This window comes from Polaribacter staleyi (assembly GCF_038024045.1).
In the GTDB taxonomy this organism is placed as follows: Bacteria; Bacteroidota; Bacteroidia; order Flavobacteriales; family Flavobacteriaceae; genus Polaribacter; species Polaribacter butkevichii.
On sequence record NZ_CP150665.1, the window covers coordinates 182,595 to 205,801 of the forward strand.

Annotated in this window: 11 protein-coding genes; 10 read left to right on the forward strand and 1 reads right to left on the reverse strand. The window is 29.8% G+C overall.

Translation table 11 applies throughout. The features are described from left to right. The first annotated feature begins 34 nt into the window (after positions 1 to 34). The 7 genes from WHD07_RS00660 to WHD07_RS00690 all read left to right on the forward strand — a co-directional run bounded on the left by WHD07_RS00660 (position 35) and on the right by WHD07_RS00690 (position 13,125). Positions 35 to 1,261 carry an SGNH/GDSL hydrolase family protein gene (locus WHD07_RS00660; RefSeq protein ID WP_343329620.1) on the forward strand — a complete coding sequence of 409 codons (1,227 nt, stop codon included), beginning with the start codon at positions 35 to 37 and terminating at the stop codon, positions 1,259 to 1,261. 426 nt (positions 1,262 to 1,687) lie between these two features. Beyond that, positions 1,688 to 4,888, forward strand: coding sequence for a TonB-dependent receptor (locus tag WHD07_RS00665; protein ID WP_343329621.1), 3,201 nt, complete (start codon positions 1,688 to 1,690; stop codon positions 4,886 to 4,888). A 10-nt stretch (positions 4,889 to 4,898) separates the two neighbouring features. Next, positions 4,899 to 6,836, forward strand: a complete 1,938-nt coding sequence (locus tag WHD07_RS00670; RefSeq protein ID WP_343329622.1) for a RagB/SusD family nutrient uptake outer membrane protein — start codon at positions 4,899 to 4,901, stop codon at positions 6,834 to 6,836. A 52-nt stretch (positions 6,837 to 6,888) separates the two neighbouring features. Continuing rightward, on the forward strand, positions 6,889 to 8,970 hold the full coding sequence (locus tag WHD07_RS00675) for a hypothetical protein (RefSeq protein WP_343329623.1): 2,082 nt from the start codon (positions 6,889 to 6,891) through the stop codon (positions 8,968 to 8,970). A 281-nt stretch (positions 8,971 to 9,251) separates the two neighbouring features. After that, the gene (locus WHD07_RS00680) at positions 9,252 to 11,729 is read left to right on the forward strand and encodes a glycoside hydrolase family 2 TIM barrel-domain containing protein (RefSeq protein ID WP_343329624.1); all 2,478 of its coding nucleotides are present in this window, start codon (positions 9,252 to 9,254) and stop codon (positions 11,727 to 11,729) included. 12 nt (positions 11,730 to 11,741) lie between these two features. Continuing rightward, positions 11,742 to 12,848 carry an SGNH/GDSL hydrolase family protein gene (locus WHD07_RS00685; RefSeq protein ID WP_343329625.1) on the forward strand — a complete coding sequence of 369 codons (1,107 nt, stop codon included), beginning with the start codon at positions 11,742 to 11,744 and terminating at the stop codon, positions 12,846 to 12,848. 100 nt (positions 12,849 to 12,948) lie between these two features. Beyond that, a complete protein-coding gene (locus WHD07_RS00690) occupies positions 12,949 to 13,125 on the forward strand; it encodes a hypothetical protein (RefSeq protein ID WP_343329626.1) in 177 nt (58 codons plus the stop codon). Positions 13,126 to 13,207: 82 nt separating this feature from the next. Here WHD07_RS00690 and WHD07_RS00695 read toward each other — a convergent pair whose 3' ends face one another. Next, positions 13,208 to 17,485 (reverse strand): hybrid sensor histidine kinase/response regulator transcription factor, encoded by a 4,278-nt coding sequence (locus WHD07_RS00695; RefSeq protein WP_343329627.1) that lies wholly within the window; start codon positions 17,483 to 17,485, stop codon positions 13,208 to 13,210. Between the two features lie 411 nt (positions 17,486 to 17,896). Here WHD07_RS00695 and WHD07_RS00700 point away from each other — a divergent pair, with 411 nt between their 5' ends. The 3 genes from WHD07_RS00700 (at position 17,897) to WHD07_RS00710 (ending at position 23,205) form a co-directional block, all read left to right on the forward strand. Beyond that, positions 17,897 to 19,711 (forward strand): arylsulfatase, encoded by a 1,815-nt coding sequence (locus WHD07_RS00700; protein WP_343329628.1) that lies wholly within the window; start codon positions 17,897 to 17,899, stop codon positions 19,709 to 19,711. Positions 19,712 to 19,721: 10 nt separating this feature from the next. Next, positions 19,722 to 21,284 carry an alpha-L-fucosidase gene (locus WHD07_RS00705; protein WP_343329629.1) on the forward strand — a complete coding sequence of 521 codons (1,563 nt, stop codon included), beginning with the start codon at positions 19,722 to 19,724 and terminating at the stop codon, positions 21,282 to 21,284. A gap of 70 nt (positions 21,285 to 21,354) precedes the next feature. Further along, positions 21,355 to 23,205, forward strand: coding sequence for a sulfatase (locus WHD07_RS00710; protein ID WP_343329630.1), 1,851 nt, complete (start codon positions 21,355 to 21,357; stop codon positions 23,203 to 23,205). Positions 23,206 to 23,207: the final 2 nt, after the last annotated feature.

Genomic DNA, 23,207 nt, shown 5'->3' on the forward strand with positions numbered 1-23,207 from the left:
GCTAATAAGTACTTTCTAAGAAAAATAACTAATTATGAAAACAATAATATCCTTATTTATTATAATTACCGCTATAAGTGTTAATACGATATTAGCACAAGTATCTAACAAACCTTATTCTTTTGATGTAAACAAAACAGAAGAGTTAAGAATGCGAGACGGTTTGCCTAATTTTTTTAAAAAATTAAAAGCAGGAGATGATGTTAAGATAGGTTACATTGGTGGAAGCATTACCAATGGAGGTTTATGGAGAACAAAATCCTTAGAATGGTTAAAAAATGAATATCCAAAAGCAACTATTACTCAAATAAATGCGGCCATTGGAGGTACAGGACCAGATTACGGAGCTTGTAGAATATACAATCATTTGTTACAACACAAACCAGATATGGTTTTTATAGAGTACCGAGTAAATAATGGAGGTGTGTATAAAGGAAGAGCTCTAGAAGGATTAATACCTCAAATATGGAAAGAGAATCCAAATACAGAAATTTGTATTGTGTACACCATAGCAAAAGGGATGATTGCAGATATTAAGAAAGGAAAACAAACCAACGCAGGTAAAAGCATGGAACCTGTAGCAAACCATTATGGTATTACTTCTATAGAATTTGGTTTGGAAGTTGTAAAATTATTAAATGAAAATAAACTTGTTTTTCAGAAAGGTGATAGTGCTTCTAAAGGAAAAATAATTTTTACGAATGATGGCACACATCCATTAGAAGCCGGACATGATATTTATAAAGATGTATTGGTACGATCTTTAAAGAAAATAGAGAATTATGGAACTCCAGGACCTAATGTTATTCCTGTTGCTTCTAAAAAACATATTTTTTCTGATGCTGCATTAATGCCGATTTCTAAAGCTAGATTTTCATCAAAATGGACAAAAGTTAATTTTGATGACAATGCTGTTTATATTAATGATGATTTTACAGATAAAAATGGAGGCGATAAAACTCTTTTTGAAGAAGCGAAGAAAACCACTATTATAGGAGAATCTTTTACCGTGAATTGGAATGGATTCTTGTTAGGACTTACAACAAAGTTAGAAGCCAAAGGAGCCATTCAGATAGAAGTTAGAACTGATGGAGGTGCTCCAAAGCTTTTTGATTTAAAATCTAGAAGTGGTAAATCGCAAAATAAATATATCTTTTTAGATGAAATTAAAGCAGGAACTCATACTACTACTGTTAAGTTGTTAAAGTTAGCAAAAGGGAAAGAATTTCAAATAGGACAATTTTTAGTGGTGAAGGAATAGTTTTAGTAGGGCAGATGACTATAATTATCTAAAAAGTAAGTTTTGAACTTAAAAAAAATAAAATAGAGTACTACAAGATATGTAAGTTTAAAAACTCAGAATTGTTAAAATTCTGAGTTTTTTTATGTGATTATAATACATTATTAACCAGAATTTATTTTGTTTTAATTTTGAAAATGAGGGTTAATATAAAAAAGAAGTCCCAATTTATTTCTATAGAATATTAACCGTTATTTATGCTATATGTCTATATGTTTTCTTTTTTTTTATAATAAAAATAAGTTAAAGAACTGTTTATTAATGGTTTGTGTTTTTTTGTATTTTTAGTATACCGTTGATATGTTTCCACAAATAGAACATCTGTGACCTTGTAATTTTAACATTAATTTAATATTTGTTTAGTATAAACCCAAAAACAAAAAAAACATGAAAATTAATTTACTTGAAAACAAAGAGTTCAAGAAATTTCGATTTAAATCGGTCATTTTAGTTTTTACATTATTTTTAAGCATTGGTTCATTGCATGCACAAAAATTAAATGTAAAAGGTAATATTTCTGGAGATGGATTTCCTTTGCTTGGTGCAAGCATTGTTATTAAGGGAACCAAAAAAGGTGTCTCAGCAGATTTTGATGGAAATTATAATATTAAAGTAAAAGAAGGTCAAACATTAGTTTTTTCTTACTTAGGTTATTCAACAAAAGAAATAAAGGTTGGTAATAACAAGGTAATCAATGTTATTTTAGAATTAGATGCAGCAACGTTAGATGAAATTGTTGTTGTTGGTTATGGTTCTCAGAAAAAGAAAGAGGTAACAGGAGCTGTTGTACAAGTTAAATCAGAAGATTTAGAAAGAACCACAACTCCAGATATTGGTACTGCTTTACAAGGACAAATAGCAGGTGTAAATATTGCAGCGAGCTCTGGAGCTCCTGGTGAATCATCTAATATTTTAATTCGTGGATTTAGTTCTTTAATGGATGGGCAAAACGGACCTTTGTTTGTTGTAGATGGTATTCCTTTTGATTCTGACCCGGGATTAAGTATAAGTGAAATTGAATCTGTAGATGTTTTAAAAGATGCTGCTTCATCTTCTATATATGGAACTCGTGGTGCTGGTGGGGTTATTTTAATAACAACAAAACAAGGTAAAGTTGGGCAAATGAATGTTCGTGTTAACTCTGAGTATGGTGTTCAAAATATTACTTCGAAATTTAATACCATGTCTTCTGAGCAAATTAGTTATCTTAATCTTACAAGAGGATATTTAGAGAGTGGTAAAATAAAGGGTAATGTAGAGTATGAGATTACTAGAAACAGATCTTATTTAACAAATAATACAGATATAAAACAAGTTTTATTAAAAAACAATGCTCCAGTGCAAAATCACTCGGTTAACATAACCGGAGGTAAAGAGGGGTTAACTTATAATTTTAATGTCAATTATTTTGGGCAAAAAGGTATTGTTTATAATTCTAATTTAGATAGGTTTAATGTTCGTGCAAATACTGTATTTACAACAGGTAAATGGAAAGTTATTACAGGAATAAATTTTAGGAGAGATCAAAAATTAGTACCATTAAGTAATATGGTAAGTAGAATTTTTGATTATAAAGTATTTAGACCAGTTATCAATTTAGATGATGATGAAATATTTAATGCATCAGATATTAGTACAGACGATCCAGATTCTGATTGGCGATTAAATACAGCAAGAAATCATGCAAATAGTGTTAGAGCTTTAAAAACAGAAGAAATTCATAATACTAACAGTACTACCGGTAATTTACAGTTAGAATATCGCTTGTCTAAATCTTTAAAACTTACGTCTAGATTTGGAGCTACTTATACAAATAGAAAAGAAACTAGAAAAATACCAAGATTAGATATTTATAATACAGATGGAGATTTAATTACAAATCCTCTTGCAATTACTTCTCAAAGAATTACAGTAGTTGATAATTCTAAAATAACTTCAGAGCAATTTCTTAATTATGATAAACTATTTGGTAAACATAGTTTTAAATTTTTATTAGGTACTTCTTACGAGAAATCAACTCAAGAAAGAGTACGTTTAGAAGTAAGAAATAATATTAACCCAGAGATTACTGTTTTAGATAATTATGAGCTATTGTGGGATATTGAATCTGGAGGGGTAGATTATGTTAGAACTTTACAAGGAAACATAGCTAGATTACAATACAATTATGATGGTAAATATTTATTTAGCGCAAGTGGTAGATATGATGGTTCATCACAATTTAGTAAAGGACAAAAATATGGGTTTTTCCCATCTGTGTCTGTTGGATGGAATGTTTCTGATGAGAAATTTTGGGATTCTATGAAAGGTATTGTAAATTCTTTTAAGGTTAGAGGAAGTTACGGAACTACTGGTAATGATAGGTTTACACCTTATAGTAATCAATCTGTAGTAGAAATTGGTAGAGATTATGTTTTTGGTAGCAATAATGCTTCTCCAAACATTACAAACCCTTCTAGTGATGAAATTAATTTGGGAACAACCCAATTAGAATATGGTAATCCAAAACTAAGATGGGAAACTAAAGTAGAGCAAAATTTTGGATATGATTTAGGGTTATTTAAAAATAAATTAACTTTTAGTTCAGATTTTTATAGAAGTGAGGTTAAAGATTTATTATATCAAGTAGTAAATCCACCTTCTTCTGGTGTTTCTGGAGAGTATCGTAGTACAGTATTTAATGTAGGAGACATGACAAATACTGGTATAGAGTATGGTGCAAAGTATAACCACTCTGCTAATTCTGGTTTTAAATGGTCATTATCTGCAACTTATACTAGTAATGATAATGTTGTAACTAAAACAAGCCCAAATAATCCAGTAGTAAATTTAGATAATAGTTATATTTCTTCAGCTGGTGTTAGAGAGTTAGTAAGTGTAATTAGAGAAGGCTATGAAGTAGCTGCATTTTTCTTACGTCAATCAGACGGTATTATAAAAACTCAAGAACAGTTAAATGAGTATAAAAAAATAAGCCCTAGTGCACAATTAGGAGAGCTTATGTATATCGATCAATTAACAGTAGACACAGATGGAGATGGAATAGCAGATGCAGGTGATGGTACAATTGATGACAATGATAAAGTATATTCAGGTAGTGGTACTCCAGATTGGGAGGGAGGAGTAAACTTCTCTGCTAATTATAAGAATTTTGATTTTTCTATGCAATGGTATGGAGCATTTGGTGGTAAAGTTATGAATGGAACAAAAGCATATGCGTATCAAAGAGGTGTGCATAGAGATTTATTTTATTCTTGGACAGAAGTGAATACAAACGCAGATATTCCTTGGTTTAATGGTAATAACAGTACTTCTTATAGAGGAGGGTCTGATTATTTTTTAGAAAATGGAGATTTTGTAAGATTACGTAACGTAGCTTTAGGATATTCTTTTTCTAAAAAAATGTTAAGTCAAATTGGTGTTAGTAAATTTAGAATTTATTTACAAGCACAAAACCCTATTACTATTACTAAGTATACAGGTTTTGATCCTGAAGTAGGAGGTAACGGGTTAAGTACTCGTGGTATTGACAGAGGTAGATATCCTGTGTCATCTCAATACAAGTTAGGTCTTCAACTACAATTTTAAAAAATAAGAGATGAAGATAATAAAGATAAAAGACATAAAAATAAACTTAAATATGAAAAATACACTTTTAAAAAGAATAGTTCCTCTATTGGTGCTTGTATTTCTATTTCAAGCATGTTCTAAGGAATTAGATCAATTAAACCCAAATGCACTTACAACAGGTAGTTTTTGGAAAACAAAAGGAGATTTAAATGCAGGTTTAAATGCAACGTATGCGGCATTAAGAGATGAGAATATTCTAGGTATTTTATCAGAACCTACTCGTACAGATATTGCAACACCTAGAAATTTTAGACAGAATACTACTGGAACTCCTCTTTACGATCAAACGTTTGATTTAACTACAAATGAAGTACAAAATAAATGGGATGCTTGTTATTTAGGGATATTTAGAGCAAATCAAGTTTTAGATGCTTATGAAAAATTAAAATCTACATACACCGGAGTTGAAGGTGTTGCTGCAGGTTTACGATTAGAAGCAGAAGCAAGGGCTTTAAGAGGTTACTATTATTACGTATTACATAGTTCTTATAATAAAGGTTCTTTACCTTTATTTACAACTGTACCTGTATCTTTTGATGATTTTCAGAAAAAGTTTTCTACATCAGAAGAAATTAAAACTTTTTTTAGAGCAGATTTACAATACGGTTTAGATAATTTACCAGCAGATTATAATGATTGGAGAACTGTGGCAGGATCAGGAAATTTAGGACGTATTACTGCAGGAGCTTGTGAAGCTTTAATTGCTAAGAGTTATATGAACGATAATGATTTTAGTACGGCAGAAGTGTATTTAAAAAATGTTATAGATAATTATAATTACTCTTTAGTAGATGATCTATCTAAGTGTTTAACAGGTATAGAGGAGTTTAATTCAGAATCTATTTTTGAGGTAAATTATAGTTTAGCAAATCTTTTAGGGTTAGAAGAACAAAATTTAGCTCAAAAAATTTCATCTCGTTTACATAATAGTAATGACCATGTTATGTCATCTTGGTTAACTCTTGCGTTTTCTAAAGAAAAACCAGATCCTTCAGATCCAGCAAATTATGTTGATAGAAACATTTACGACCCGGCTAATGGAAATTTAGCTAGTGTAGAGTTAAATGTACTTAGAAAATATAGTTTGCGTACAGCAAGTACAATATCTATAGTAGATGATCCAGATTCTCCTATGTATGGTGTTTCTTCTGCTGAATTTGGAATAGACCCAGATGCAGCTCCTCATTCTAAAGTAAATACTTCTATTTGGAAAAAATTTACAAGTTGGAATGTTCCAAATGGAGGTAAAGGAGAACTAGAAGATTTAGAAACTAGAGGTAAATCAGAATTAAATATTCCAGTAATACGTTTGGCAGAAATTTATTTATTATATGCAGAATGTATGATAGAAAGCTCAAATTTATCTGAAGCACTAGTTTATATTAATAGAATTAGAAAAAGATCTCATCTTTATTTATTAGGTAAAGAAACTGAAGCTGGAGCAGAATTTGTTGGTCAAGCAACTTATTTAGATGATATCGATTTAGATGATAGTAATGGAGAAGAACAAGTAACTTTAGAAAACTTAACAAACCATTTACGTTTTGTAGAAAAGCCTTTAGAATTATGTTTAGAAGGGCAAAGAACCGTAGATTTAAGAAGATGGGGTGTTTGGAAAGAACGATTAGTTTATTTATCTCAATTTGAGTATGATGCATGGAATTACAGACAAAACCTAACAGGGAAACACCCAGTTAGATGGAGAAACTTTATTACGCTTAATGGAGATGTACCAACTTTTACACTTAGAATTCCTGCAAATCCTCAAGCAAATGGAAATAGAAGAGTAAAAGAAGCTACGTTAAGAGATAACTTTTTAGGATCACAAAATTTTAATGAAGAACTTCATTCTTATTTTCCAGTTCCTCAAGATGAAAGAAATGCCAATTTAAATTGGGATAAATAATTTAATTATTAAATTTTATTCCTAATAGTTTAAAAAACAAAATGTATTAAATATGAAAACAATAAAAAACTTATTATACGCATTCTCGTTATTGTTGCTGATAATATCATGTAATAATAACGATTATGAAATTCCCTCAGAAGAAATATCAGATCTTTATATATTAACATCAGCGGGTGTTAATACAGTAACTATGAGAACAGAAGTTAATAACTTCTTTTCATTGTCAGACATTTCGCAGGGTACGTTAGAACGTAAATGGACTATTAACGAAGGAGATTTTTTCTTACAAGGACCATTACCAGACAAACTACCAAATTATGATGATTATATTATAAATGCTGGCGATACTGTTTCCAAAGATCAAACAGTACATGTAATGTTTAAAAAAGGAGATTCTTTAACTAAAGTTAAATATTATGGAGTATTTAAAGACTCCACCGAATTTGAATTTAATGTTTCTTATGATAATCTTACTGCTGCTTTTATTCCAGATACAATTAGAACTAAAAAAATTGAAGATAAATGGATTGCAGAATATACCTATTTAATAGATGTTTATGATACTGTAGTTGCTACACCAGAGTTAAGACGATTGGATGAAACAATAATAGATCATAAAAATACAGCTTCTATGACTGTAAAATTTGGAGATCAAATAATTATTGAAGATTTAAGTGCTAAGCTTATTGATAACAATGCACGTCCTCAAATAACAAAATTTAGAATGCATACATTAGAAGAAGATGAAGAAGCTAGAACAGGTTATAGTGTGAGTAATTTTGATAGAGAAGGAGATTTTACTAAAAGAATAATTGATACGTTACAATTTTCTAGACTTGGAGAATACCAATTAGAATTAACGGCTTCAAGACTTAGAGATGAAGACTTAGGTGCTAGTAGTGATGTTTATGATGTACCAATGATATTTAATGTAGTTCCTTTAGATGAAGACTTAGTTTTAGATACTACTGTAAGAGCTGTAGCAGAATTAGATGATAATAGAATATCAATACCAATTAGTTCTCGTTTAAAAGCAATAGAGGGTAATGTTCTTAACGATTTTACAGTAAAGGTTGATGGTACAGTTGTGCCAACAACTAATGTATCAATTGCATCTTATAATGGAGGTAATGGAGGATTGGTATATCTTTCTTTAGAAACACCTTTGGTACCTACAGATGCAGCTAAAGTGGTTACAGTTAGTTATACAGGTAGTACTATTATGTCTTTAGATGATCGTGTATTACAATCTTTTACAGATGAACCGATTGAAGTATTTGTACCTACTCCAATGAATAAAGTTGGAGGAGTATTAGAATCTGAAAATGATGAGATATTAATTCGTTTTAATCAAAATATAGACCCAGTATCAATTTCAAATTCAGCAGACCCTACAGTAGGTTTTAATGTTATTTTAAATGGATCATCTATCGATATTGCTTCTATTTCTGTAGATGCAAATGATACAAAAATGTTAAAAATTACATTATCTGGTATTGGAGCTTCTCTTTATCAAGATGATGTTATTACGATAGCTCATGATGGTACTGGAGATATTAGATCTGTTGGTGATGGTGCTATAGCAGGTTTTACAGCAATTACTGTACAACCTTATTTTAAGAATTTAATTACAGACGGTGGTTTTGAAGGTACGCTTGGAGATTTCTGGGTAGAAGGAGCTAGTGGAGCAGGAGCAACTGTAGCGTTAAGTGCAGATGTAGCTTTTGAAGGAGCACAGAGCGCTAAATTAACAGCTTTAAAACCTCGATTAGAATCAGGGTCAACATTAAATTATGAAGGAGGAGCAACATATGTAGTTTCTTATAGAAGATATATCTTATCATCTTCTGTAACCTTAGATGATTCTTTTCATCAATTAGATCACGGAGATAAAATATGGCTTGATGCAGCAGTTGGGTCAACTGCCGTTACACCTAGATGGTATGGAGAACTTTATCCTGCAGGTACAGCACCAGCATTAGATACTTGGACTCTTGTAGAGACTAAAAAATTAATGACTGAAGATGGTACAAATAAGAAAATAAGAATTCAGCCAGTACCAACAGGTGGTACAGATTATACTGTTTATTATGATGATTTTAAAATCTATAAAGAAGATTTAAGAAATTAAGATAAAATACAGAGTTTTATAATTTTAAAAGAGAAAAAGCCAAAATAAATAATTGTTTTGGCTTTTTCCTTTTTACTATATATAGTATTAAACCTATTTAATTTTTATTCCATAGACTTATTGTTTTATATCACAGAGATACTATTAGTGTTACTTTCTAGGACATTTGTTCCTATATAATAGAGATATTATTAATAATTTTACAAAAGTTAATCAAAATCTAACGATAAGTATTTATTAGTTTTTTGAATTAATATCTCAACTAACCTAAAAAAAATAAAATGAATTTAAGTTTTAAAACTATCGCAAGAGAAAATTTTATAAAATCAACTTTTATACTTTTATTTTTATCCTTTTTTATTTCTTGTTCAGAAAAAAAAACAGCACCAGTGCATATTAATTTTAATGAAGATTGGAAATTTATTCAAGAAAATGTTCAAGCAGCGGTAAATCCAAATTATAATGATTCTTCATGGGAAACCATAAAAGTACCTCATGATTGGAGTATTAAAGGACCTTTTTCTAAAGACAATCCTTCTTTTTCTAGAGGAGGTTGGTTACCAACCGGTAAAAGTACATACAGAAAAACGTTTAACGTAAATGCAAATAAGAAGGATGGTAAAGTTTTTATTTATTTTGATGGAGCTTATAGAAATTCTATCGTATATATTAATGGCGTAAAAGTTGGGTATAGACCAATGGGGTATATTGGTTTTGAATACGACTTAACAAAACACATTAATTTTGATAAGAAAAATGTGCTAACCGTTACTTTAGACAATTCAGAACAACCAGGTTCTAGATGGTATACAGGTACAGGTTTGTATAGAGATGTAACTTTAAAAATTAAACAAAAAACATTTATTCCTAATTGGAGTTTGTATGTAACTACACCCAAAATATCAAAAGAAAAAGCAACAGTTAATGCTACTTTTAACCTAGAAACAGAATATGCTGTTAAGCAAGAAGTAGTTGCTGTAACGAGTGTTCTAAAAGAGGGTTTAGTAGTTAGCTCATCCGAAGAAAAATTGACTTTATTACCTAAATCTATAAAAGACATAGAAGTAAATTTAGAGGTTAAAAACCCAAAGTTATGGGCGCCAGAAACTCCAGAACTATATACGGTACAAGTAGAAATATTTCAGAAAGGAATTTTAATTGGTAAAGAAACTACAAGAACCGGTATTCGAAAATTAGGATTTGATAAAGATACTGGTTTCTCTATAAATGGTAAACAAACAAAGTTAAAAGGAGTTTGCTTACATCATGCAGGAGGTCCTTTAGGCTCTGCAGTTTATAGAAGAACTATAGAGCGTCAACTAGAGGTTTTAAGAGAAATGGGCTGTAATGCAGTTAGAACTTCTCACAATCCGTTTTCTACCGAGTTTTTAGAAATTTGTGATGAAATGGGCTTTTTGGTAATGAACGAAGTTTTTGATGAGTGGGAAGTTGTTAAAAAACCAACAACAGTACAAGATGGAAAAAAGGTGAGAATTCCTGTAAAATATTATGCAGATAAATTTAAAGAATGGGCCGATAAAGATTTAACTGATTTTGTTTTAAGAGATAGAAATCATCCGTCTGTAGTAATGTGGAGTATTGGTAATGAGATTGATCAAATGAAAACAGATGAAGGGGTGCCAATTGCAAATCGTTTAATAAATATTATTCACACTTTAGATGATAGACCTGTTACAAATGGTTTAATTGGTTACGGTTGGGATGCATGGCCTAGTGAGGCAGCAGCGTCTACAAGTGATATTAGAGGATACAATTACATTAAAGAAAACGGATTAGAAAGAGAAAACGAAATTGCACCAAATGCAATGGGTATTGTTACAGAATGTGCATCTGCACAATCGTACTATCCAAGAGGAACTTATTTGTATGGTGATGAAAAGATAGCTTATTGGGATAAATTAAATTATACATCTAAAGAATCTTATGATTGGGTTGAAACTAGGGTGTTAATTGGTTTTAGAGGAGTTCAAGCTTGGAAAGATATCAAAAATAGAGATAACATAATGGGACAGTTTATTTGGACCGGTTGGGATTATTTAGGAGAAGTTATTCCTTATGGTTGGCCAGCTCGTTCATCATCTTTTGCGCCAATTGATTTATGTGGTTTTCCAAAAGATGGTTATTATTTCTATCAATCTCAATGGACAGATAAACCAATGGTGCATATTTTTCCGCATTGGAATTTAGAAGGTCAAGAAGGAAAAAAAGTAACTGTTTATGCGTTTACCAACGGAGATGCTGTAGAGTTATTGCAAGACGGAAAATCTCTTGGAAAGAAAACAAATGATATTAAAGGTGTAGAATACCAATCTTGGGATGTAATTTATAAACCAGGTACCTTAAAAGCAATCTCTTATAAAGATGGTAAAGCAGTAGCTACCAAAGAAGTAAAAACTGCTGGTAAACCAGCTAAAATAGAACTTTTTGTTAGAAGGTTAAACTTAAAAGCTAATGATAAAGATTTGGCATATATAGAATGTACTGTGTTGGATAAAGATGGAAATGTTGTACCTAAGGCAGATAATTTAATTAAATTTAACATTGATGGTGAAGCCACTTTAATGGGGGTTGGAAATGGAGATAATTTTAGTCATGATTCTTTTCAAGCTAAAGAAAGAAAAGCGTTTAACGGAAAATGTTTGGCAATAATAAAAACAACCAAAACAGGAGGTGTTATTCAGTTTTCTGCATCTTCAGAAGGTTTAGAAACAGCATCCATATCATTTAAATCAGAATAATAATTTATCCGTATGATAAAGTTTTTAAAATATACATTTCTATTATTTTTACTATTAGGTTGTAAAACCTTAAATACATCAGAATTTAAAAAGATATCTTTTAATGATAGCAGTATTGTTTTTGAAGGTAGAGTAGGAGAAAATATAGAGAATAAAGCAAAAGAAGTTTATTGGTCTGGTACGTCAATTAAATTAAATTTTAAAGGCTCATCACTTAAAGTCATTTTAAATGATGATAATGGAGAGAATTATTTTAATGTTATTTTAGACGGAAAGCTTGTTGAGGTTTTAAAGTTGCATAAAGGTTTGTTTACTTACACTTTAGCTAAAGGTTTAGAGAATACAAAACATTCTATTGAGCTTGTCAAACGAAATGAATGGACTTACGGAACCACTTTATTCTATGGGTTTGAGTTGAATGGTAATGTGTTAAAACCAGATACTCCAAAAGAATTATTTATAGAATTCTATGGAGATTCTATTACTGTTGGTCATGGTAATGAAGAAGTGGCAACAGATAAAGATAGAAATGATGGAAACGTTACAAATAATTACAATTCTTATGCTGCAATTACAGCTCGTAATTTAAACGCATCTTATTCTTGTATTGCAAGAAGTGGTATTGGAGTTACTGTTAGTTGGTTTAACATGATTATGCCCGAAATGTATTACAGGTTAAACCCTAATGATCCAGAAAGTATTTGGGACTTTTCTGTAAAACAGCCAGATATAGTTGTTGTTAATTTATTTCAAAATGATAGTTGGCTTTTAAATAGACCCAAACACGAGGAATATAAAAGACGTTTTGGAAATAAAAAACCTTCAGAAAAATTTATCATAAACGCGTATTCAAACTTTATAAAAACAATTAGAAAACGATATTCCAATGCAGCTATAATTTGCATGTTAGGAAATATGGATATTACTAAAGAAAATTCTCCATGGCCTAATTATGTTACAAAAGCTGTAAATGAATTAGGTGATGCAAACGTTTATTTTTGTTTTGTACCTTATAAAAAAACTAAAAAACATCCAAGTGTTAAAGAGCACATGGTTATGGCAAATCAATTAACAGAATTAATAAGAACTAAAATAATAGCTTTAAAAAGCACTAAATAAAAGTTTATAGAACCATAATTTGTATAATTAAGGTAATAAAAGAGAGGGATATAGTTTTTATTTTTAATTGTAATGTAAATATAACCGGAAATAATAAGTTATGAAAAACTTAAAAGTACATATTATTCTTTTGTGTCTATTTGTAATGATTTTTATAGTTATAATGAGGTGTAAAAAGGAAAAAGAAAAATCAATTATTTTTAAAAGCGCTAAAACAAATGTAGCTATTGATATTGATGGTAAAATGGATAAAGTTATTTGCTCTAAAAAAGAGTGAAATGAGACCGAAGGAGAACGAAGAGTATTTCTACCATTTTTTCCAATTCATGATATAACCAAAGGATCTTATATGTGTATAATTAATTTTTATCTAGATTCTTCTTTTTCTGTTTAACATATTCACTAGGGATTACTCCAAATTGTTTTTTAAAACATTTAGCAAAGTAAGAGGCTGTGTTAAAACCGGTCATATACATTATTTCTTTTACCGATAAATCACTTTGTTCAAAAAGTTGAACAGCTCTTTTTAACCTGATACTTCTTATAAATTCACTAGAAGAAAGGCCTGTTATTTCTTTAAACTTGGTATACAAATTTGTTCGGCTATAGCCCATTTCTTTGATAAGCATTTCTACATTAAAGTCTGTATTAGTCATGTGTTCTTCTACTACTTCCATAGCTTGCTGTAAAAATCTTTCGTCTACAGAAGTAACAGTAATTTCTTTAGGTTGCAGGGTAATTTCTAAGTTAAATCGATTTCTAAGTTCTTCTCTAAAGTTTAAAATATTATTTAATTTTAGCTCAAGAATTTCTACGTCAAAAGGCTTTCTTATATAAGCATCTGCACCTGTTTTTAAACCTAATATCTCATTTTCTTTAGATAATTTAGCAGTTAACAGAATTACTGGTATATGGCTAGTTTCTTTTTTTGTTTTAATTTTATTACAAAATTCAATTCCATCCATAATAGGCATCATAATATCAGATATTATAATTTTTGGAATTAATTTATTAGCCAATTCAAACCCTTCTTGTCCATTTTCTGCGGTGTATATATTATATTTGTTTCTAAGGGATAGTTTAATAAAGGCTCTTATATCCTCATTATCATCAACAACTAACAAAACAGGTAAATCAGACTTTGATTTCTCATTTAATGTTTGATCTACAATTTCGTCATTAATACTTATTGCAAGGGAATCTGATTCTGAAGAACGAATAAGGAAATCGCTTTCTGAAGTTTCTTTACAAGTAATTTCAGGAATATTAAGATATGCTTTTTGTTCTATTGGAAGCCTAAAAATAAAATTAGTACCTTCATTATATTTGCTAATTACCTTAATTTCTCCTTGATGTAATTCTACAATATCTTTTACAAAAGCTAATCCAATTCCTATTCCTTTAGAGTTTTTCTTTTCTTTATTTTTTTCTGAAAAAAAGCGTTCAAAAATATTTTCAATTTTAGTTTCGTCCATTCCTTTTCCAGAATCTTTTACTTGTATGTAAACAAAATTAAAGTCTTTATTAGGTTTCTTAAAAATTACATTCGTTTCATTTTCTTTTGTTATACGAATTTTAATATCTCCTTTGTCTGGTGTAAATTTAAAAGCATTTGAAAGTAAATTATTTATTATTTTTTCTATTGTATCGTGATCAAACCAAGTTTTTAAGGAGTTGTCAGGTGCTTCAATAGTAAAGTTAATTAGATTTTTTTGTGCTAAAAACTGAAAAGGTTCGCTAACTTCCTTAATAAACTCAACAATATTACTTTTTCTTAGTACTAACCTCATTTTACCTTGATTCATTTTTCTAAAATCTAATAATTGAGATATAAGCCTAAGTAGGTAATCTGTGTTTTTTTGCATTAATTTATATTGTTCTTGAACAATGTTTTCATCTAATTTTCTGCCTTGTTTTTGTAAAAAGTTTAATGGTCCTTTTATTAAGGTTAGAGGCGTTGTAAATTCGTGAGTTATGTTTGTAAAAAATTCTAATTTTATACGTTGTAGTTCATCTGTTTTTTCCTTTTCTACATGTTCAAGTTCTAAGCTATGTTTTTTTGAAGTACTTATTATGGTATATCTTCTGTATAAAAGAAGTATTCCTAAAATTAATAAAAGGTACAAAAAGTAAGCCAATTTTGTTAACCAAAAGGGAGGAGCTATTTTTAAACTTATTTCAAAAGGAGTAGAGTCCCATAGTTTATCATTATTAGAAGCCTTTACTTTTAAAGTGTAATTTCCTGAAGAAAGGTTTGTATAAGTTGCATATCTTCTTTTAGAATCTGTGTAGACCCAATCTTTATCAAAACCCTCTAATTTATAAGCAAACTCATTTTTTTCTGGGGCGGCATAATGTAGTGCCGTAAATTCAAAAGAAATGCTGTTTTCATCATAATTTAAAGCTATTTCAGATTTGTTATTTAAGGGTTTTTTTAATAAAATTCTACCATTAATTTCTTCTCCAATTTGTATGGGCTTGTTTGATATGGAAAAATTTGTAACGATGGTTTCTGCCTCGTAACTATTATTTTTAATTTCTTTAGGGGTAAATGCATTAAACCCATTAACACCACCAAATAATAACTGTCCGTCTTTACGTTTTACTCTAGCTAGTTCTTGAAATTCGTCATCTTGTAATCCGTCATTTATATCATAGTTCATAAAAGATTCTGTCTGCGGGTTAAATTTCGATAATCCTTTGTTTGTAGAGATCCAAAGATTAGCGTCATCATCTTCAAGTACTCCTTTTACAACATTGTTGGGTAAGCCATTTTTTTCTTTATAAGTTAAAAACTTAACCTCTGTACTATCTGTTGCTGGTATATATTTATTTAAACCTCCTCCAAAGGTACCAATCCATAAATCACCATTTTTACTTTCAAAAAGCTCTAATATGTAGTTGTGACTAATGCTATTTTTATTATTAGCATTACTTTTGTAGATTGTAAATTTTGGTTTTTCTTTTTTTATTTGGGCTTTAGGTAAAACACATAGTCCATTTCCTGTAGCGAACCATATATTTCCTTTTTTATCTTCAAGGATATTTCTTATAATATCACTAGAAATACTTAAAGAATCTTTATAGTTGAAAGCAAGTATATCTTTTTTATAAGTTTTTGTTTTTTTGTTATATAAAGATCGGGTTACACCATTATTATAACTACCAACCCATAAGTTTTTATTGTTATCTTCTAGAATAGTAAATATGCTTCCTTTAGAAATATTGTAATCATCAAATTTTACTTTTTTAATATTATTAGGATCTGTAATATCTAATTGCTGTATGTTAGAGCTGTTGTTGCTTTTTCCTGCTAATAGAATTTTTTTACCATCTCGTTGAATTTCTTGAATAGTAAAAACATTATTAATTTTTGGAAATTTTACAAAACCTAAATAATTGTTTTCATCCTTTTGTTTTGGTAACATGTTTAAACTACCACCTTCTGTACCAACCCAAAGATATCCATTACTATCTTCGTAAATAGATCTAATTTTATTGTAACCTAAACTGCCCGGTTTAGAAGTGTTTTTTATATGCTGAAATTGTTTTCTTTGAGGATCAAATTTATTAATTCCACCACCGTTTGTACCCACCCAAACAATACCTGTTTTATCTTTAAAAAGATCTGTTATAGCATTTTTATTGAGACCATTTTTTTTAGAAGAATTATAAGTCATGATTCCCATAAATCTAGGGTTTTTATGAGTTCTAGAATTATCAAATTGAATTAATCCACTTGTGGTTCCTGCCCATAATTGATTGTTAACAGTTAAGAGGTAGTTTATAGAATGTTGAAAGTTTTTTCTCCAAATTAATTTTGGCTCAAGGTTGTTATTTTTTAGATTTAAAGAATAGAGTCCACTATTTGCAGCAAAAAATAATCTACCTCTATCTTCAATAATAGTTCTTACAGAAGATAATTTAAATTTTATTTTTTCAAAATGATAAATTGTTTCATTTTTATTTTCAATTAATTTATACAATCCATCGTCATTACCAACCCATATATTATTTTTACTATCTTCAAAGATGCTAAGTGTTTTATATTTTTTTGTTCTAATAGAAGGAGTATGACCTTCAAAAGAAGCGTGCTTAAATTTAATAGAATCTATAGGTCTGTTTTTATTAACTAAATTTAAATTAACAAAGTCTAAACCAACACTAGTACCAATCCATAACCTGTTTTTTGAGTCTAAAAAAATAGTTCTAATAGTATTACTGGCTATGCTATTAGGGTTTTTCTCACTATGTGTAAAGTGAGAGAACTCTTCTAGTGATCTGTTAAAAAAGTTAAGACCACTACCAGAAGTCCCTATCCATAAATTATTTTTATTATCTCCAGTAACCGTAAAGATTAAATTACTATTAATACTTTTTGTTTTTTTTTGATTAAGGTTGTAAACAGTAAAATTATAACCATCATATTTATTTAAACCATCGTGTGTACCAAACCACATAAAACCTTGTTTGTCTTGGTATATAGAATTAACATCATTTTGAGACAAACCATCTTGTGTGGTAATATGCTCGAAATAAATATCATTTTGAGCTGTAATCTTAGTGCTTAAAAAACACAGAGAAACCAAAAGAAGTAAAGTGAATTTGAAACTATTAACGTTTAAATATTTTAACATATACTTACACAAGTTTTGATGAGTTAAAAATCTTAATTTTTATAAAGAATAGTAGATATCAATATTTTACAAAAAAAGATCTTTACAAAACTAATAAAAAAAAAGTCCTAAGTTAAGTTAGATTAAACAATTATAAATTTAGTTTTTTTTGATAAGAGTATAAGGTTTGTTTTAAGTGTTTGATATGTAGTTATGTAGTGTTTTTTAGCTTTTAGTACTACGATTAGTTTTCTAATAAAAAGGTGATATATTCTATTCTTTAGATTGTTTATAGCCTTAAATAATTTAACTTTTTCTGAATTTTACAATTGTAAAGGAATATCTAGATAAAATATTTAAAGTAGCCAACAAATTTATTTAGTCCTATACTTTTTTTGTAATGAAAATTAAGTGAACAAAAAAATTAAACATATGACAAACACGCATAATTTATTTTTATTAGTATTCTTGAGTTTTATAACGGTAGGTTTAAAAGCTCAAAATAACTCAAAACCAAATGTTATTTTTATTTTAACGGACGATCAAGGTTATGGAGACATTGCAGCCCATGGTAATAAGGTTATAAAAACACCTCAATTAGATAAACTTTATAAAGAAAGCACTCGCTTTACAAATTTTCATACAGGATCAACTTGTGCACCTAGTAGATCTGGTATTATGGCAGGAGTTGATGGTAATAGAGCTGGTGTTTGGCACACAGTAGGAGGTTGTAATATTTTAAGAGAAAAATTTACAGCAATGCCAGAAGTTTTTAGACAAAACAATTACAAAACGGCAATGTTTGGTAAGTGGCATTTAGGTGATGCTTATCCATATTTACCTCAAAACAGAGGTTTTGAAGAAGCTGTATATCATGGTGCTGGCGGTATAGGACAAACACCAGATTATTGGGAAAATGATTATTTCGATGATACTTATTTTAGAAACGGTACGCCAGAGAAATTTAAAGGGTATTGTACAGATGTGTTTTTTGATGAAGCTATTAGTTATATCAAAAAAAATAAAGATAAACCGTTCTTTGTATATCTACCTATGAATGCTCCTCATGGACCTTATAATGTTCCTGAAAAATATTATGATATGTATAAAAATGATACGCGTATAAATGAGACTCAAAAAGCGTATTACGGTATGATTACAAACATAGATGATAATATAAAAAAATTAGATAAAACATTAAAAGAACTAGGTATTATAGATAATACTATTTTAATTTTTATGACGGATAATGGAACTCAAGTAGGTTATAAAGTTAATAAAGGTGTTGTACAAGGTTTTAATGCAGGAATGCGTGGTGGAAAATCGTCTCCTTATGATGGAGGGCATCGAGTTCCTCTTTTTATTCGTTGGAAAAATGGTCATATTAAAAAAGGTTTAGATATAGATAAACTAGCAATGAATTACGATTTGTTACCAACATTAATAGATTTGTGTGATTTAAAAAATCCTTCAGAATCTAGTTATGATGGTTTAAGTTTAAAACCATTATTAGAAGAAAATACATCGTCTTGGGCACATAGATATGGTGTTATAGATACAAATAGAAAACAACAACCAACAAAATATTTAAGTTCATCTGTTATGGATGATGAGTGGAGATTGGTTAACGGAAATGAATTATACAATATTACAAATGATGTAGGTCAAAAAAGAGATGTTTCTGCTAAATACCCTAAAAAAGTTGCAGAGATGAAATTAGTTTATGAAAAATGGTGGAAACATATTTCTGATGATTTTTCTTATTTTGAAACTTATAAAGTTGGTAGCACAGAAGATGAAGAAACTGTTGTTACAGCTCATGATTTACATTCAGATGAACCACTTTCTTGGAACCAGAAATATGTTAGAGATCCTTACTCTGGAAAAAAACCAAGTTTAACAAAATCTTATTGGTTGTTAAATATACAAGAAGAAGGAGAATATCAAATTGAAATTTCTAGATGGCCTAAAGAGTCTAATTTAGCGTTTAATGAATCTATAGAACAATTAGGTGTAGAGAGTGGTTGGTATGATATTATGCCAAAAAGCATCAACTTAAATATAGAAAAAGCAACTTTAGATATTGAGGGTTTGCATTTAGAAAAAGATGTAGATAGAAGTAAAAAAAGTGTAGTTTTTAATGCGCATTTGCATAGTGGAAGACAGCGTTTTGAAGCAAATTTTAAAGATAACAAAGAACTTTCTTTTTCTGCCTTTTACATGTATGTTAAAAGGATAAAAAAATAGTATAGGCTATATGAGATTTAATAAAAAACAAAAATTAGTACTTCTTTTTATAATTTTTCAAATTATATTGCATTTTGATGTTCGTGCACAAAAAAAGAAATTTAAAGAAAATTGGAAATCATTAGAGAAGGTGAATCAAGAACCCGAATGGTTTCAGGATGCTAAATTTGGAATTTATGCACATTGGGGGCCTGTTTCTAATGCTTTTGTAGGAGCAGATCCTAAAAAACGTTATGCGGGTTGGCATGGTATGAAAATGTATACAGATGGTAAAATTGTTCCTACAAAAGACGGCAAACCTGTTTCTAATTATATTCATCATAAAAATAAATATGGTGATCCTAAAGAAAAAGGATATATAGAAATTATTGAAGAATTTAAACCTACGGGTTTTGATGCTAAAGAATGGGCAAGATTGTTTAAATTATCCGGAGCAAAATTTGCAGGACCTGTTGCAATGCATCATGACAATTTTGCCATGTGGAATGCAAAGTCTACACGTTGGAATTCTATGAATTATGGAGGCATAGATCCATCAGCAGCATTAAAAAAAGAAATTGAAGCAAACGGAATGAAATTTATGGCTTCTTTTCATCATGCCTTTACTTGGCAATATTATGCGCCAGCACATGCACATGGAAACATCAACCCCAAAGATTATGATTTATACACAAGTCCACACGCTTTAGATTCTGCAACTCCAGACAAACGTTTTTACAAAGAATGGTGGGCAAAATTAAAAGAATATATAGATGTTTATCAACCAGATTTAATTTGGTTTGACTGGTGGCTAGAAAATATGACGGAAGAATCTCGTCAAAAATTCTTAGCCTATTATTATAATGCCGGACAAAAATGGGGTAAAGATGTAGCGGTTGCTTATAAAGAAACTACATTTCCTGCTTCAACAGCAATTAAAGATTACGAAAGAGGTCGTCCTAACCAACCTACAAAAGATGTTTGGTTAACAGATACTTCTCCAGGACAATGGTTTTTTAGACCAGGAGCTAAATACAAAACACCAAATGAATTGGTAGATATCTTGATTGATATTGTTGCTAAAAACGGTTGTATGTTGTTAAATGTTCCTCCAAATCCTAATGGTTCTATACCTAAAGAAATGGCGTATTTATTAGAAGAAATGGGCGCTTGGTTACAAGTAAACGGAGAATCTATTTATGGTACGCGTCCTTGGAATGTTTTTGGTGAAGGCCCAACACGTTTACCAGAAGGTGGTCATAAAGTTGAAAAAATTAAAATTGAATATAAAAACACAGACATTCGTTATGTAAAAAAAGGAGACAAACTTTTGTATGCCACGGTGATGGATGCTCCTAACGTAGTAACGGTATTAAAAGCGTTAAGTACAGATCTAGGTGCTTTAAATTCTAAAATTGAAAAAATAGAATTGTTGGGGAGTACAGAAAAAGTTTCTTGGGTAAGAGATGAAAGAGGCGTTGTTATTAAAGCTCCAAATAAGCTTCCTACTAAATATGCACATGCATATAAAATTACACTAGAAGGCTATAAAGAAAATCAAATTGGTGGAGCCGTAGAAGCTCATGTAGACTAAAGTTAGAAAAAACTTACTTCTATAAAGTACGTTTTTTTTGAATAAAATAACCTATTAAAAATTCCTATAAATGAAATTTAAGTTTCTTTTAGTACTTGTACTAATGCAATTTTCATATAGTGCTAAAATAAATGCACAACATACGAAAAGACCAAATATTGTTTGGATTGTTTCTGAAGATAATTCAAAACATTACTTAAAATTATATGATAAAACAGGAGCTGAAACTCCAAATATTGAAAAACTAGCAGAAACAGGCGTTGTGTTTAATCATGCTTTTTCAAATACACCCGTTTGCAGTGCTGCAAGGTCTACCTTAATTGCATCTTCTTTTGGACCTAGATTAGGGACTCATTATCATAGAAAGATGAAAAAAGTACCAATGCCAAAAGGGGTAATGATGTTTCCTGCGTATTTAAAGAAAGCAGGTTATTATACTACCAATAATGCAAAAGAAGATTATAACATTATAACAGGTGAAGCTGTTTGGGATAATTCTTCAAAAAAAGCAACTTGGAGAGATCGAAAACCAAATCAACCTTTTTTTCATGTTTATAATATTGGTACTACGCATGAAGGTCAAATGCATTTTACAGCGGCAGACGTAAAAGCGGGTACAAAAACAGACCCATCAAAAATGTTTGTGCAACCCAATCATCCACAGACCAATTTATTTAAATATTCTGTTGCACGTTATCATGATAAAATCCAGGAAATGGATGGACAATTAGGAAAAGTGGTTGCCGACTTAAAAAAGGATGGTTTGTATGACGATACTTTTATTTTTTACTATGGAGATCATGGAGGTGTTTTACCAGGAAGTAAAGGATATATTAATGAAATGGGATTACATGTGCCATTGGTGGTTCATATTCCATCAAAATATAAAGATTTAGTTGCTGTAAAAGCGGGTTCTAGAAATGATGCTTTTGTAAGTTTTGTTGATTTTGGTGCTACCGTATTAAATTTAGCAGGAATTAAAACGCCAAAAGGAATGGATGGAAAACCATTTTTAGGAAAAGGAGTTTCAGAAAAAGACCTTGATAAAAGAGACGAAACTTTCAGTTACACAAATCGTATGGATGAAAAGTACGACATGGTGAGAGCTGTTAGAAAGGGGGAATATAAGTATGCAAGAAATTACGAGCCATTTAATTTTGATGGTTTAATGAACAATTATCGTTATCAACAATTAGGATATCAACAGTGGGCTCAATTTTACAAAGAAGGAAAATTAAATAAAAATCAATCTAAATTCTTTGAACCTAAACAACCAGAAGAGTTGTACAATGTAGAAGTAGATCCTTATGAATTAGATAATTTAGCTACAAAACCAGCCTATAAAAAGGCCTTAAAGAAGTTAAGAAAGAACTTAAACAAACGTGTTAGTAACATGCCAGATTTGTCTTTTTACCCAGAGTTTTATTTGATAAATAATGCGTTTGATAATCCTGTTGCATTTGGTCAAAAACATAAAAAAGAGATTCAGAAGTATATTAAAACTTCAAACTTAATGTTGTTAGCTTTTAATAAAGCAAAATCAAAACTTCAAAAAGGATTACAGTCTAGTGATCCTTGGATGCGATATTGGAGTTTAATTTCTTGTAGTGCTTTTGGTGCGGAGGCTAAAGAATTTTCACCGTTAATTAAGGCTATTTCTAAAAATGATTCACAATTAATAAACAAAGTAAGAGCTGCAGAGTTTTTAGGGTTAACAAAAGCACAAAACCCAACAGAGGTTATGACGCAAGCTTTGTATGAATCTAATGATGGGGCAGAAGCGTTATTAATTTTAAATTCTATTGTTTTAATGGAAGATTGCAAAGCACATTACGCGTTTAATATTGATGAATCTAAGCTAAAAAGGAACGTTTTAGATGAGCCACAAGTTTTAAGAAGGTTAAAATATTTAAATAAATAATT

Excerpts from the sequence above, each read along its gene's own strand:
- WHD07_RS00660 (WP_343329620.1), top strand. The coding sequence starts at position 35 with ATGAAAACAATAATATCCTTATTTATTATAATTACCGCTATAAGTGTT.
- WHD07_RS00665 (WP_343329621.1), top strand. The coding sequence starts at position 1,688 with ATGAAAATTAATTTACTTGAAAACAAAGAGTTCAAGAAATTTCGATTT.
- WHD07_RS00670 (WP_343329622.1), top strand. The coding sequence starts at position 4,899 with ATGAAGATAATAAAGATAAAAGACATAAAAATAAACTTAAATATGAAA.
- WHD07_RS00675 (WP_343329623.1), top strand. The coding sequence starts at position 6,889 with ATGAAAACAATAAAAAACTTATTATACGCATTCTCGTTATTGTTGCTG.
- WHD07_RS00680 (WP_343329624.1), top strand. The coding sequence starts at position 9,252 with ATGAATTTAAGTTTTAAAACTATCGCAAGAGAAAATTTTATAAAATCA.
- WHD07_RS00685 (WP_343329625.1), top strand. The coding sequence starts at position 11,742 with ATGATAAAGTTTTTAAAATATACATTTCTATTATTTTTACTATTAGGT.
- WHD07_RS00690 (WP_343329626.1), top strand. The coding sequence starts at position 12,949 with ATGAAAAACTTAAAAGTACATATTATTCTTTTGTGTCTATTTGTAATG.
- WHD07_RS00695 (WP_343329627.1), bottom strand. The coding sequence starts at position 17,485 with ATGTTAAAATATTTAAACGTTAATAGTTTCAAATTCACTTTACTTCTT.
- WHD07_RS00700 (WP_343329628.1), top strand. The coding sequence starts at position 17,897 with ATGACAAACACGCATAATTTATTTTTATTAGTATTCTTGAGTTTTATA.
- WHD07_RS00705 (WP_343329629.1), top strand. The coding sequence starts at position 19,722 with ATGAGATTTAATAAAAAACAAAAATTAGTACTTCTTTTTATAATTTTT.
- WHD07_RS00710 (WP_343329630.1), top strand. The coding sequence starts at position 21,355 with ATGAAATTTAAGTTTCTTTTAGTACTTGTACTAATGCAATTTTCATAT.